Source organism: Streptomyces sp. NPDC047014 (genome assembly GCF_040644195.1).
Lineage (GTDB): Bacteria > Actinomycetota > Actinomycetes > Streptomycetales > Streptomycetaceae > Streptomyces.
This window is the reverse complement of the sequence record NZ_JBEYVX010000053.1, coordinates 1-13,589: the sequence shown is the minus strand read 5'-3', so window position 1 is coordinate 13,589 and position 13,589 is coordinate 1. Positions and strand designations below refer to the sequence as shown.

At 72.6% G+C, this 13,589-nt stretch carries 11 protein-coding genes and 1 pseudogene; 8 read left to right on the top strand and 4 right to left on the bottom strand.

Annotated elements, in window-relative coordinates:
* The first annotated feature begins 111 nt into the window (after positions 1-111).
* The 3 genes from ABZ873_RS23970 (at position 112) to ABZ873_RS23960 (ending at position 3,451) form a co-directional block, all read left to right on the top strand.
* Entirely contained in the window at positions 112-945 is an 834-nt protein-coding gene (locus ABZ873_RS23970; protein ID WP_360875548.1) for an NlpC/P60 family protein, read from the top strand.
* Between the two features lie 77 nt (positions 946-1,022).
* Positions 1,023-1,412 carry a hypothetical protein gene (locus tag ABZ873_RS23965; RefSeq protein ID WP_360875546.1) on the top strand — a complete coding sequence of 130 codons (390 nt, stop codon included), beginning with the start codon at positions 1,023-1,025 and terminating at the stop codon, positions 1,410-1,412.
* A 314-nt stretch (positions 1,413-1,726) separates the two neighbouring features.
* Positions 1,727-3,451, top strand: a complete 1,725-nt coding sequence (locus ABZ873_RS23960) for a BCCT family transporter (RefSeq protein WP_360875599.1) — start codon at positions 1,727-1,729, stop codon at positions 3,449-3,451.
* 33 nt (positions 3,452-3,484) lie between these two features.
* Here the strand turns inward: ABZ873_RS23960 and ABZ873_RS23955 are convergent, their stop codons facing one another.
* Together ABZ873_RS23955 and ABZ873_RS23950 are read right to left on the bottom strand one after the other, a co-directional pair.
* Positions 3,485-3,802: a hypothetical protein gene (locus ABZ873_RS23955; RefSeq protein WP_360875544.1), complete on the bottom strand. Its 318-nt coding sequence runs from the start codon at positions 3,800-3,802 to the stop codon at positions 3,485-3,487.
* Between the two features lie 141 nt (positions 3,803-3,943).
* Positions 3,944-4,867, bottom strand: a complete 924-nt coding sequence (locus ABZ873_RS23950) for a CDP-diacylglycerol diphosphatase (protein WP_360875542.1) — start codon at positions 4,865-4,867, stop codon at positions 3,944-3,946.
* Between the two features lie 1,083 nt (positions 4,868-5,950).
* On the opposite strand from ABZ873_RS23950, the pseudogene lanL reads away from it, so the two are divergent.
* From lanL to ABZ873_RS23925, 5 genes and pseudogenes are all read left to right on the top strand, one after another.
* Positions 5,951-8,646 (top strand): annotated as a pseudogene (lanL, locus tag ABZ873_RS23945) (class IV lanthionine synthetase LanL).
* Between the two features lie 42 nt (positions 8,647-8,688).
* The gene (locus ABZ873_RS23940; protein ID WP_360875540.1) at positions 8,689-8,841 is read left to right on the top strand and encodes a VenA family class IV lanthipeptide; all 153 of its coding nucleotides are present in this window, start codon (positions 8,689-8,691) and stop codon (positions 8,839-8,841) included.
* 297 nt (positions 8,842-9,138) lie between these two features.
* Complete coding sequence (locus ABZ873_RS23935) at positions 9,139-10,221, top strand: ATP-binding cassette domain-containing protein (protein WP_360875538.1); 1,083 nt, start codon at positions 9,139-9,141, stop codon at positions 10,219-10,221.
* Positions 10,222-10,232: 11 nt separating this feature from the next.
* A complete protein-coding gene (locus tag ABZ873_RS23930; protein ID WP_360875597.1) occupies positions 10,233-11,087 on the top strand; it encodes an ABC transporter permease in 855 nt (284 codons plus the stop codon).
* Between the two features lie 22 nt (positions 11,088-11,109).
* Positions 11,110-11,448, top strand: coding sequence for a hypothetical protein (locus tag ABZ873_RS23925; RefSeq protein ID WP_360875536.1), 339 nt, complete (start codon positions 11,110-11,112; stop codon positions 11,446-11,448).
* A gap of 4 nt (positions 11,449-11,452) precedes the next feature.
* Here ABZ873_RS23925 and ABZ873_RS23920 read toward each other — a convergent pair whose 3' ends face one another.
* Together ABZ873_RS23920 and ABZ873_RS23915 are read right to left on the bottom strand one after the other, a co-directional pair.
* A complete protein-coding gene (locus ABZ873_RS23920) occupies positions 11,453-12,694 on the bottom strand; it encodes a phospholipase D-like domain-containing protein (RefSeq protein WP_360875534.1) in 1,242 nt (413 codons plus the stop codon).
* On the bottom strand, positions 12,691-13,410 hold the full coding sequence (locus ABZ873_RS23915) for a restriction endonuclease (protein ID WP_360875595.1): 720 nt from the start codon (positions 13,408-13,410) through the stop codon (positions 12,691-12,693). Before ABZ873_RS23915 ends, ABZ873_RS23920 begins: the two co-directional genes overlap by 4 nt.
* Positions 13,411-13,589: the final 179 nt, after the last annotated feature.

Below are 13,589 nucleotides of genomic sequence, written 5' to 3'. Positions count from 1 at the left end.
GGTACGTCCACCATCCCGGGCAGCACACAACGAGCCACGGCAGCAAACAGCAACGGGGGAACGGACATGGCGAAGCGCAGAAGCTCGACGGGAACAGTGACAGCGACATCGGTGGCCACAGTGGTGGCGGTGCTCACCTTGATGCTCACATGGGGAGGTACGGCCGCCGCCGCCACCGCCGCGGCGCCGGCGCGGGCGGTCGCCTCCTGCGGGGTGCTCGCCCCCGGGGCCTCCGCCGCGGCCGAGGCGGCCGTGCGGGCCGCGTGTGAACAGATCGGCGTCTGGTACACCTGGGGCGGCGGCCACGGCCCGCAGCCGGGGCCGACGTACGGTCAGGTCGACCCCACCGACCCGGACAGCGCCCACGACCCGGAGCGGCTCGGCTTCGACTGCTCCGGCCTCGTCCGCCACGCCTACGCCCGCGCGCTCGGCGGCGACCCGCTGCCCGGGAACGCGTACCACCAGTTCCACGCACCGCAGGTGAGCCAGCGCTTCACCGCCGCCCAGGGCACCGGACCGCTGCTGCCGGGCGACCTGCTGGCCTGGGGCTCCGGGGGCTCGATCCACCACATCGCGATCTACCTGGGCGCGGGCAAGATGGTCGAGGCCCGGGAATCCGGCACCCGGATCATGGTCAGCGACGTCCGGCTGAACGGGGACTACGCGGGCGCGGTCCGCCTCGCCCCCGCCGCCACCCCCGGCACGTTCAGTACGTGGGGCACCGATGTGTGGACCCACGAGGAGCCGTCCGTGGGCAGCCCCCGGGTGCACCGCTTCCCCGGCCCGACCACCGTACGGATCGACTGCCAGAAGCACGCCGAGAAGGTCACGGCGGAGGGCTACACCAACGACGCCTGGTCCTACCTGCCGGAGTACGGCTCCTGGATCACCAACATCTACATCAAGGGTCCGGCCTGGCTGGACGGCGTACGCACCTGCTCCTGAGCCCCCACCCGTCCACTCAGCTCCCCCACCCACACAGACCGACCACCAGCACCAGAATCCGCACCCTTGGAGGAAGCATGAACGCAGGCAGGAAGATCGCCCTCGGACTCGCCGCCGCCACGCTCGCCGGCGGTATGGCCGCCGTGACCGGCCCCGCCGTCGCGACCCCCGCCACCGGACAGAGCGCGTCAGCCGCCGCCGAATGCGGCGTACGCGCCGACGGCAAGCTCTGGTGCGGCAACCGGGTCGGGGCCAAGGGCTACGAGCACCGCCGCTACAACTCCGCCGTACGCGGGCCGCTGAACACCAGCCCCAGCTGGTTCCAGTGCTGGGGCCGCGGGGACCAGCACGCGGGCGGCAACAACGTCTGGTACTGGACCAAGCTGGACAACGGCCAGTGGGGCAATGTCGCCGCCGTCGACGTCCACACCTCCGTCGACCCCGCCCCGGGGCTGCGTGAGTGCTGACGCCCTCACGGCGCCCGACGCGGTGAGCAGCCCCCATCGGCCACACCAGGCCGGTGGGGGCCTCCGCATGTCCCGCCACATCTCCCGCCCCCCAGCAGGCAACCTCAGGCACTCGCAAGCACCCCCAGGCACCCGCAAGCGCCCCCAGACACCCGTTCGGCCCAGCACCCCGCAGCGCGTGCCCGCCGTAAGCCTGTTGATACCGGGGCGGCCCGGCGCGTCGTGGTACGGCATACCAGTAGGTATCGGGCCATGATTCGCGAAAGGTGCCGCCCGTGTCTCAGGAGCAACGCAAACGGGGGCAGGCACTCCGGCTGCCCGTGAAGGCGGCCCTGCCCGGCCGCCATCCCCACGAGGACCGGGATCCGGTCACCGACCGGATCGTCTTCGGTGTCACAGCGGTACTGACACTCGGCTTCGTGATCTGGGGCGTCACCGCCACCAGTTCGCTGGAGAGCGTGTCGGACACCCTGCTCAACGGCCTCATGCACAACGCCGGCTGGGCCTTCGTCCTGGCCGCCTCCGGCTTCGTCGTCTTCGCGCTCTGGCTCGCCATCAGCCGCTACGGACGGATCGAGCTGGGCCAGGAGCACGAGAAGCCGGAGTTCAGCACCGTCTCCTGGGTCGCCATGATGTTCAGCGCCGGCATGGGCATCGGCCTGATGTTCTACGGCGTCAGCGAACCCCTCGCCCACTACACGAACCCGCCGCCCGGCACCGATCCCGCCGACGCGGCGGCCGCCATGCAGACGGCGCTCGCCACCACCCTCTTCCACTGGACCCTGCACCCCTGGGCCATCTACGCCGTCGTCGGACTGGCCATCGCGTACAGCACCTTCCGGCGCCGCCGCCGGCAGACGATCAGCTCCGTCTTCGTCCCGCTGCTCGGCAAGGAGCGCGCCGAGGGCGCCCCCGGGCGCGTGATCGACATCCTGGCGATCTTCGCCACCCTCTTCGGCTCCGCTACCTCCCTGGGCCTCGGCGCGCTCCAGATCGGCAGCGGCATGCACGAGGTGGGCTGGCTGGACAAGGCCGGGACGGGACTGCTCGTCACCATCATCTGCGTACTGACCGTCTGCTTCGTCTTCTCCGCCGTCTCCGGTGTGGAGAAGGGCATCCAGTGGCTGTCCAACATCAACATGGTGCTGGCGGTCGTCCTCGCGATCTTCGTGTTCATCGTCGGCCCCACCATCCTGGTGCTCGACCTGATCCCCACCTCCCTCGCCGCCTACTTCGAGGAACTGCCCCAGCTGGTCGGCCGTACGGAGGCGTCCACCGGCGGCGGCGAGGTCGCGGAGTGGCTGAGCAGCTGGACGGTCTTCTACTGGGCCTGGTGGATCTCCTGGACCCCCTTCGTCGGCATGTTCATCGCGCGCATCAGCCGGGGGCGTACGATCCGTCAGTTCGTCGGCGGTGTCATCCTCGTGCCCAGCACCGTCAGCCTGGTCTGGTTCGCCATCTTCGGCGGCACGGCCATGCGGCTCAAGGAGCAGGGGCACCTCGGGGACGCGACCACGCCCGAGGCACAGCTCTTCGGTGTGCTCCAGGAGTTCCCGATCGCGGGCGTGATGAGCCTGCTGGTGATGGTCCTGGTCGGCATCTTCTTCGTCTCCGGCGCCGACGCCGCGTCGATCGTGATGGGCACCCTCTCGCAGAAGGGCTCCTTCGAACCGGCCCGGTTCATCGTCGTGTTCTGGGGCGTCGTGACCGGGGGAGTGGCGGCCGTGATGCTGCTCGTCGGCCAGGGCAAGGGCGACGCCCTGGCGGGATTGCAACACCTGACGATCCTCGTCGCGGCGCCGTTCGTGCTGGTGATGATCGGCATGTGCTGGGCGCTGCTGCGGGACCTCCGCGAGGACCCGCTGATCGTCCGCGTCGAACTGGCGGAGGAGGCCGTGGAGGACGCCGTGGTGGCGGGCCACGAGAAGTACGCGGGCGACTTCGAGATCCGCATCGGCCCGGCGAAGGACGAGCCGCCCCGGGCCCCGGCGGAAGAGCGCGACCGCGAGGACCCGGGAGCGGGAGGAACCGGGGGTTAGGCAGGCGGTACGTGGATCAGGCCGAAGGCGGTCTCAGAAGCTCCTGAGGCCGTCTTCGGCCCTGCTCAGCAGGTGCAGGGCCCGGTGCTCGGCCCCGACCTGGTACGCGCCCGCCCCGAGCAGCCCCTGCTCCTGCGCCCGGCGCAGCGTGGCGGCGAGCTCGGCGCAGCGGTCGCAGCCGGCGTCCCAGGCGGGGATCAGGTGCGGGTGCCGGTTGGCCAGATGCCGGGCGAGCACGAGGTCCGGCCGGGGGCCGCCGCCCGGGTCGACGGGGTAGTCCGACTGCGGCGCACCCCGCTGTGTCCGGAGCAGGCGCGAGCACTCCGGGCAGGAATCCAGTACGACGTTCATGTCCCGCACGGTAACCGCAACAGGGGCCGGAAACCCGCAGAGCGGGGCGGATGCCGTACAGGCTTCGGCCATGGGAGCGACGCCCGCCCCGACCGACTGCCGCGCCCGCCCGTCCCGCCCCGCCCGGAGTGTGCGGGAGTCCTACGCGTACACCAGCAGGTGGTCGCAGGTGTTCGTGCCGTCGTGGAGGGAGGAGTCGCTGTTGAGCACGTAGAAGGTCCGGGTCGGCCCGGTCGCCGGGAGCTTCGGGACGACGATGAGGGTCTGGCCCGCCATGTCGAGGCCGAAGCGCCGCACCACGTGCACGTTCAGCAGCTCGAAGAGGTTCTGCGTGAGCGTGTCGAGCCGGAGGATCCGGTACGTCCGGTCGCCCGAGCCGTCCGCCCCCGTCACCGCCGCCTGGTAGTGGGCGTCGCCCCACAGCGCGGGCTGCGGGGCGACGCGCCCGTTCGCCTCCAGGTCCTGCAGCCGCCGCTGGGTGCTGTCCCGTACGCCCGCCATGTGGATGTGCAGCTGGTTGAGGCGACGGGCGGACTGCGAGTTGATGCCCAGCCCGATGTTCGGGTACTGCACGGGCACGTCACCGCCGCTGCGCGCGTTCTCCCACGCCTCGTGCCAGTAGTTCGCGACGTTCGACGTCACGAGGAAGGGGCACTCGATGCCCGTGATCCGGCAGCTCGGCACGAGCAGGTAGTTGTGCGTGGTCTCGGGCCGGCCGTGCAGCACCACGTAGTTCGCGGTCGTCTTGAGGCAGTTCGGCCGCTGCCCGCTCGGCGGGACGATGCCCTGCGTGCAGTACTGGACGTCCTGCCACAGCGGGTCGGTGTCGGTGGGGCTCCCGCAGAGCCCCTGCATGTGGGAGGGCGGGCAGGCGTTCTGCCCGCCGCCCGGAGGGTTCGGCTCCGTGGGGCAGGGACAGGGCGCGGCTCCCCCGCCGGGGGGCGGACAGGCCGCCGCGGAGGCGCTGCCGGCCGCGCCGGCCAGCAGCGCTCCCGCGCCGAGGGCGCCGGAGAGCGCCACGAACTGACGCCGGGGCATGTCGTTCGCCTTGCCGATGGCATTCATGAGTGAGCTCCGATGGTCGACGGCCGCCGATGTCGATGGGGGTGGGGAAGAAGTTGGGGACGGGGACGCGAGGCGCTACTGACCCGCTGGGCCGGGCGGACGGCGGCGGTCCCGCCCGGACGCGCACCCGCTGATCCGCTCACAAGCTAGGCGGTGGGCCGCGCCGATTCCGGCAAGGCGATGGGGGAGCGCCATGTATTACGCCGGAAGGCCGTCATTCCCGCACGCCTCCACCGGCCCACCACTCCCACGGGCCCACTGAAATCCGCGCTCCGGCTCCCGGCCCGCCCGCACGCCCCCGAGAGCGCCCTCCCCGCGCCGGGCGATGCCCTGCCGGCGGGCGACCGGGCGGGCCCGGAACTCCGTAGCGCATTGCGCCGGACTCCCGTGACCCGAACTCCCCGGCCCCGCCCGGCGAAAGAGGCACCGCTTACCCCAGTCGTATCGGCGACCCCACGGGTCGTGAATTCCCCCACCGGCCCGCCGAGAACTGCGCTCATCGTTTTCGGCCAAATACTGGACAGGTGCGGGCCATTCGTTGACTGTTAAATTTTCATGATGCACGCAGCTCACGCCGACGGCGCGCGCCTTTCCGCTCCACTGCGCCGCCTTGTCGCGCTGGTCGCTCCCACGGCGGAATAAGGCTCTTTACGGCAGGCCGAGGAGCGGCAAAGCTTTAGGGCGGAAGCGCAGCCCGAAAATCTCGGCCGTGACCGCAGCCCGTACCCGAAGTGCACCTCCCGATGAATTCCGGGCGAAGTCCGGCCGTAATTCCGGCGACAGTTCTGCCAGCTCCTCATTTACGAGAACCATGGAATTCCCGGGCCCGTAAAGGGGTCGGCCGGGTAGCTCCCGCTCCCCGGACAAGCCCCTCCGGAAACGCCCACCGAGCAGGCAGGCAAAGCCCTTTCCGTCCGGCGCACTCCTGAGTGCTTCCTTTCTGCGCCGGTTGACACCATCCGGCGGCGCAATGACACCGTGCGCTGTCCACCACCCAGTGCCGTACGCCCGGAACGGCCGATACGTTTCTCATTACCGAAGGCATATTCCAACCAGCGGTCCTCGCCGTTGAGAGGGACAGGCATGACGAGCCACGCAACCGAAGTCGACCTCGAAGAGCTGCTCCGCCGGGCGCTGGAAGCCTCCGGTACGGGCCCGCGCTGGACCACCGACGCGGACGAGATGTGGTGCCGCCTCACCCCCGTGACCGCCGTACGGCGCGAACAGGGATGGAAGCTGCATGTGTCGGCGACCTCCGCCTCCGCGGCCGCCGTGCTCGGCAGATCCCTGGAGGTACTGCTGCGCGAGGAGTCCGCGTTCAAGTTCGCCCGCTCCCTGGAGCAGGTCGGCGCGCTCAACTCCCGCGCCACGCCTCGGGGAAGCTCCGGCAAGTTTCTCACCGTGTACCCGAGATCCGACGCCGACGCGGCCCGCATAGCCCTGGCACTGCACCAGGCCACGACCGGCCTCGCCGGCCCCCGGATCCTCTCCGACCAGCCCTACGCCGTGAAGAGCCTGGTGCACTACCGCTACGGCGCCTTCGTCGGCCGGCGGCGGCTCTCGGCCGACGGCCTGCTGATCTGGTTCATCGAGGACCCCGACGGCAATCCGGTCGAGGACAAGCGCACCGGCCAGTACACCCAGCCCTCCTGGGCGGTCAGTCCCTTCCCCGCCCCCGCCCCCGCCGCCGCCCCGCCGCCCGACAGAAAGGCGCCGAGCGGGCCCGTGCTGCTCGGCGGCCGGTTCTCCGTCCGCGAGGCCATCCGCCACACCAACAAGGGCGGCGTCTACCGGGGGACGGACGTCACCACCGGTGCCCCCGTCGTCATCAAGGAGACCCGGCCGCACGTGGAGGCGGATGCCTCGGGCTGCGACGTACGCGACTGGCTGCGGGCCGAGGCCCGGACCCTGGAAAAGCTGCGCGGCACCGGCCTGGCACCGGAGCCCCTGGCGATGTTCGAGCACGCCGGACACCTCTTCCTGGCGCAGGAGGAGATACCGGGCATCCCCTTGCGCAACTGGGTCGCCGAGCACTTCCGTGACGCCGGCAGCGAGCAGTACCGTAAGGACGCCCTGGCGCAGGCCGGCCGGCTGGTCGACCTCATGGCCGCCGCCCACGCCCACGGCTGTGTCCTACGGGACTTCACCCCCGGCAACATCATGGTCCGGCCGGACGGCGAACTCCGCCTCATCGACCTGGAACTCGCCGTCCTCAAGGACGACACCGCCCTCCCGACCACGGTCGGAACCCCCGGTTTCAGCGCCCCCGAACGGCTGCGGGACGCCCCCGTCTCACCGACGGCCGACTACTACAGCCTCGGCGCCACCGTCTGCTTCGTCCTCGCGGGCAAGGTCCCCAACCTGCTGCCCGAGGAGCCCGCCACCACCCCCGCCGAGCAGCGCCTCGCGGAGTGGCTGGCCGCCTGCGACGCCACCCTCGGCCTGCCCGGCGGAGTACGCGAGACGATCCTCGGGCTGATGCGGGACGAGCCCGGCGCGCGCTGGGATCCGGCGATGGCGGCCGTGGCACTGCGCCGGCCGCCCGAGGAGCCCCCGCAGAGCCGCACCGTCCCCACGCCGCGCACCGGCTCCGGGTCCGGCTCCGGCCCCGCGATGACGGACACCACCGTGGCGGGCATCGTCGACCACCTCGTCGACACGATGACCCCGGACGACGACAAGCGGCTGTGGCCCGTCTCCACCATGGCGGGGGAGACCGATCCCTGTACCGTCCAGCAGGGCGCGGCCGGTGTCCTGGCCGTCCTGACCCAGTACTTCGAGCTCACCGGCGACCCGCGGCTGCCCGAGCGGATAGCCGGCGCGGGCCACTGGATCGCGGCCCGCACCGACCTCGAATCCGTACGCCCCGGCCTGCACTTCGGCGGCCGCGGCACCGCCTGGGCCCTGTACGACGCCGGACGTGCCGTCGGGGACCGCGCCCTGACCGACCACGCGCTGGCCCTGGCCCTCGCCCCGCAGCAGCGGACACCGAACCACGACATCACGCACGGCTCCGCGGGCAGCGGCCTCGCCGCCGCCCACCTGTGGCACCGTACGAAGGATCCGCGCCTGGCCGAGCGCGTCGCGGACGCCGCCGACCGGCTGGCCGAGGCCGCGCGACGCGAACCGCCGGGTGTGAGCTGGCCGGTGCCCGCCGAGGCCGTCTCCGAGGAGGCGGGCAAACGTTACCTGGGCTTCGCCCACGGCACCGCCGGCATCGCCTGCTTCCTCCTCGCCGCCGCGACCGTCACCGACCGGCCTGAGTACACCGCGCTCGCGGTGGAGGCCGGCGAGCAACTGGTGGCGCACGCCGTGGCCGTCGGAGAGGCGGCCCACTGGCCGGCCCAGGCGACGGACCCGCCGACCGCCCCGTACTGGTGCCACGGCTCGGCCGGCATCGGCACCTTCCTCGTCCGGCTCTGGCAGGCCACCGGCGACGACCGCTTCGGCGACCTCGCCCGCCGCGCCACCCACGCCGTGGCCGAACGCGCCTCCCGCGCGGCCCTGACCCAGTGCCACGGGCTCGCGGGGAACGGCGACTTCCTGCTCGACATGGCCGACGCCACGGGGGATCCGTCCTACCGCGCCATGGCCGAAGACCTGGCCCGTCTCCTCGTCGCAGAACGGGCCCACCGCTCCGCCCACGTCGTCTTCCCCAACGAGTACGGGGACGTCTCGACGAGCTGGAGCGACGGATCCGCGGGAATCCTGGCGTTCCTCCTGCGGATCCGCCACACAGGACCCCGGCGCTGGATGATCTGATCCGGCAGCCGGTTTGAGCGGCAGGGACCCTGCCGCCCGTCACAGAGAAGGAGAAAGTCATGGAGAACCGCGACCTCGAACTGCTGGCTCACCTGCACGCCCTTCCGGAGACCGACCCGGTCGGCGTCGACGCCCCGTTCGCGGCCACCTGTGAGTGCGTCGGCCTGCTGACGCTCCTCAACACCGTCTGTGTGGGCATCAGCTGCGCCTGACCCAGACGCTGAGCCCTCCCGGTCCGGGTCCGGGCCGGCCGACCGGCCGGCGGGAATCCCGCCGACCGGCCGCCGGGCACCGGACGCCGTAGCCGGGGAACGCCCCGTGCTCCCCTCCGGCACCCGGCCGGACCCGGCACCGGGAGGGCCCTACGACCTCCGGCCGGTGGCTGCCCCGCAGCAGCCACCGGCCGGAGCACCATTTCGGCCTCCGGTTCCGCCTCCACCCCACCCCGCCTCCAACCCACCCGCCCCGCCCCGAGTCCGCAGACCACATCCCGCAGACGAGGACCGCCCATGCAGCCACCCGCCGGTGACGACGCCTCCGCCCAGGCCCTGCTCCTGACCGCCGCCCCCGAGCCCGCGCCCGCGGACGCCACCCCGGCCGCGCCCGGACCGGCGTACGCCATCAGCACCCGCGGCCTGGTCAAGAGCTACCCCGGCCCGGACGGCAGCACCGTCCACGCCGTGCGCGGCCTGGACCTGGACGTCCAGCAGGGCGAGACCTTCGCCTTCCTCGGGCCGAACGGCGCCGGCAAGTCCACCACCATCGCCATGCTGTGCGCCCTGGCCCGCCCCACCGCGGGCCGGGCCGTCGTCGCGGGCGCCGAGGTGGTGGAGGAGCCGGACCGGGTGCGCGGGCAGGTCGGCATGCTCTTCCAGCACAGCGCCCTGGACCCGGACCTGACGGCCGAGCAGAACCTGTACATCCACACCCGCCTGTACGGGATGGGCCGCCGCCACGCCCGCCGCCGCGTCACCGAGACCCTCGAAGCCGTGGACCTCGCGGACCGGCGGCGCTCCCCGGTCCGCACCCTGTCGGGCGGTATGCGGCGGCGCCTGGAACTGGCCCGCGGACTGCTCCACGAGCCCCGGATCCTCTTCCTCGACGAGCCCACCACCGGGCTCGACCCGCACGCCCGCGCCCAGGTCTGGGACCATCTGCGCGCCCTGCGCGACCGGCACGGCACCACCCTCTTCGTCACCACCCACTACCTGGAGGAGGCGGAGCACTGCGACCGCCTCGCCATCATCGACGCCGGCCGGCTGGTCGCCCAGGGCACGCCGCACGCCCTCAAGGCCGCGATCGGCGACGACCGGGTGGTGCTGCGCACCGGTGACGACACCCGGGCTCGTGACGTCGTACGCGCCACCGCCCCGCCGGAGTCCACCCTCACCGAGGACCCCGACGGGCTCTGCCTGCGCGTTCCCGACGGCAGCTCCTGGATCCCGCGGCTGTGCGCCGCGCTGGAGGCCCACGGCATTCCCGTACGGGCCGCGTCCGCGACCCCGCCCACCCTCGACGACGTCTTCTTCCACCACACCGGCCGCAGCATCACCACCGCCCGGCCCGCGGCGGACACCGGGAGGGGAGCGTGACCGCCCCCGCGATCCGGGTCGCGGACACCCCGGCGGACGCGGACACCGCCGGGCGCGCGCCCAGCCGTACGCGCCGTGAACTGCGCGCCGTGCACGCCCTGGTCCACCGCGACCTGCTGCGGCTGTCCTCGCAGCCCGCCCACACGGCGCTGATGCTGCTCCAGCCGGTGCTGTACCTGTTCATCCTCGGCGGCGGTCTGGCCGCGCTGATCCCGACCTCCACCCTGGGCGTCGGCTACCAGACCTATCTGTTCCCCGGCATGCTGATGATGACGGTCCAGACCCCGGCCATCATGGTCGGCATCCGCCTGATCACCGACCGGCAGAGCGGCTACCTGCGCGAACTGCTGATGGCCCCGGTCAGCCGCACCACCCTGCTGCTCGGCAGCTGCGCCGGAGGCACGACCGTCGCCGCGGTGCAGGGCGCCGTCCTGCTCGCCCTGGCCGGCACGGTCGGCCTGCCCTACGACCCGCTGCTGCTGGCGCTGCTCCTGGGCGGCATGATCCTCGCCTCCTTCACCATCACCGCCCTGTCCCTGGCCCTCGCGGTGACCCTCCAGCGGCCGGAGGTCTTCCACATCCTGCTGGGCGTGGTGATGATGCCGCTGCTGTTCCTCTCCGGCGGCTTCTTCCCGCTGGAGAGCCTGCCGGGCTGGGCCCGTTCACTGGCCGCCGTGAACCCGATCGCCTACGGCGTGGACCTGCTCCGCCGCTCCATCACCCTCCGCCTGCCCGACCAGGCGACGGCGGCCGGCATCGAATGGTTCGGCACCCGCCCCCCACTGGCCCTGGAAGCCGCCGCCCTCCTGACCATCGGCACCCTGGCCCTCCTCTGGTCGGCCCACCGCTTCAAGCGCCCCGAATAGCGGGGCGTCGTACGATCGGGCCATGACCGAGCGCACCGGAAACGCCTGCGGGAAATCCGCGCTGTCCCTGTGGTCCCAGGACTCCGTGCTGTCCATCGGGTCGGTGGGTTCCGTGTTGTCGGTCGGGTCCGTGGGGTCGGTGCTGTCCGTGGGGTCCGTGGGGAGCGCGTTGTCCGTGGCGTCGATCGGGTCCTCGCTCTCCGCGCTCTCGGCCGGGTCCTGGCTGAGTCTCGGCTCCGCGCTGTCCGCCCGGTCGCGGTGGTCCGTGCTGTCCTGGGACTCCCGGGGCGGGTTCCTCGCGGCCGGGGTCGCCGCCGGAGCGCTTGTCGCGCTCGCGGCGGCGCCCGGGCGGCGGGGCTGAGGGCTCAGAGGAAGCGGCGCAGCGGGCGGACCGAGAGCTCGCGGGCGCGCTGGAGGGCCGAGCGGCGGCGCCAGCGGGCCGGGGCGATCCGGGCGCTCTTCCCGAGGTCCTCGTCGTAGTGCGCGTCCAGGGTGCGGGTGACGGCCGGGTCCATCACGGCGAGCATGACCTCCTCGTCGTGGTCCAGGGAGCGGCGGTTGAAGTTCGAGGAGCCGATGAGGGAGACCACCCCGTCCATCGTCATGATCTTGGCGTGCATCATCGTCGGCTGGTACTCGTGGATGCGCACCCCGGCCTCGGTGAGCGCTTCGTAGTGGTGCTGCCCGGCCAGCTGGCACACCCGCTTGTCGGTGTGCGGGCCGGGCAGCAGGATCTCCACGGTGACGCCCCGGCGGGCGGTGGCCGACAGCAGCTCGACGAAGTAGTCGTCGGGGGCGAAGTAGGCGGTCGCCAGACGGACCCGCTCCTCCGCCGACTCCAGGACCACCCGCATCAGCGTCTGCATGTCCTGCCAGCCGAAGGCGGCCGAGCCGCGCACCACCTGGACGACGGCGGAGCCGGCCGGCTCGTGGCTGATGAAGCGGTCCCGGTCGTCGAAGAGCTCGGGGTGGCACTCCGCCCAGTTCTGCGCGAAGGCCGCGGCGATCCCGTCGACGGCCGGCCCGCGCACCTCGGCGTGGGTGTCGCGCCACTCGTGCGGATTGCGGGCGTCGCCGCACCACTCCTCGGCTATGCCGACGCCGCCGGTGAAGGCGGTCCGCTCGTCGATCACGAGGACCTTGCGGTGGCAGCGGTGGTTCTGCTTGAGCGGGGAGACCAGGACCGGCTTGCGGAACCAGGCCACCTCCACCCCCGCCTCGCTCATCCGGTCCAGCAGGTCCTGCTCGATGAGCCGGCTGCCGAAGCCGTCCAGCAGCAGCCGCACCCGCACCCCGTTGAGGGCCCGCTCGGCCAGCGCCTCCGCGAACTTCCGGGCGATCTCGCCCTTCCAGTAGACGAAGGTCATCATGTCGACGGTGTGCTGGGCCGAGGAGACCGCGTCGAGCATCGCGGCGAAGATCTCGTCGCCGTTGCGCAGCGGGCGTACGGAGTTCCCCTCGGTCGCGGCGATGCCGATGAGGCGTTCCAGGCGGCGCCGGATGCGCCGGATGCGCTCCTCGGCCCGGTCGGCCGTGAGCGCGGCGATGCCGGTCCCGGTCTCGGCGGGGCCGGTACCGGTCTCGGTGTCGATGTCGGTGGTGGTCATGACAATTCTCCTCGGGCGGACAGGGAAGCGGAAGCCGACGGGGCGGACGCGGACACGCCGCCCCCCGACTCCCACGGGGCGGGCGCCTGCTGCTCGGTCCACGCGGCCAGGGCCTCGCCGTCGACGCAGATGATCCCGCAGGTCTCGGCGTACTCCGCGGCGGGCTGGGTGAACGAGCTGGTCGTGACGACCACGGCGACATCGGCCTCGTGGACCACGAAGCAGGTCCCGCCGAAGCGCTGGAGGTCCTGCGAGCCGACCCGGTTGTCCTCGGCGTAGTGCTTGCACTGGATCACCACGCGCCGCCCGTCCGCCGTCGTCGCGAGGACGTCCGCGCCCAGGTCGCCGGCGCCGCCGACCACCTCCACCGCGCCACAGCCGTCCCGCGCGCACAGCGCCGCCACCGTGTGCTCGAACCCGTCCGCGTCCACCGCGGCGTGGTCGAGGGCCTCGCTGCCGACCTCGGGCAGCTCCGCGGGCGGTGCCGCGTACCGGGCGGGCCGCGGGATACGGACCCGGCGCCGTACGGGGGCGAAGCCCCACTTGGCCAGGAGGATCCCCAGCAGCAGGACGGCCAGGGCGGCGACCGGGGCCACCGGGAGCTGGAGCCCGCCCTCCGGGACCGCCTTCAGGAAGGCGGCCACGCCGCCTATGCCGGTGCCGATCAGCCCGATCGCGAGCACCGCGTCCCGGCCGAGGGAGCCGGGACGTCCCATGGGTCCGGCGCCCCGCAGGGACGCGGGCGCGTCCTCCTCGGGTGTGGTCATACGAGTTCCCCCTCTCGCCCCGGCGCACCGCGGCATCGGCGCGCAGCCGCCGGCCGCCTTGAGGAAGGAGCGGTACGCCTCCGGCAGGCGATAGCCCAGGTCCTCCTCGACGCCCTGCACCTGCGCCT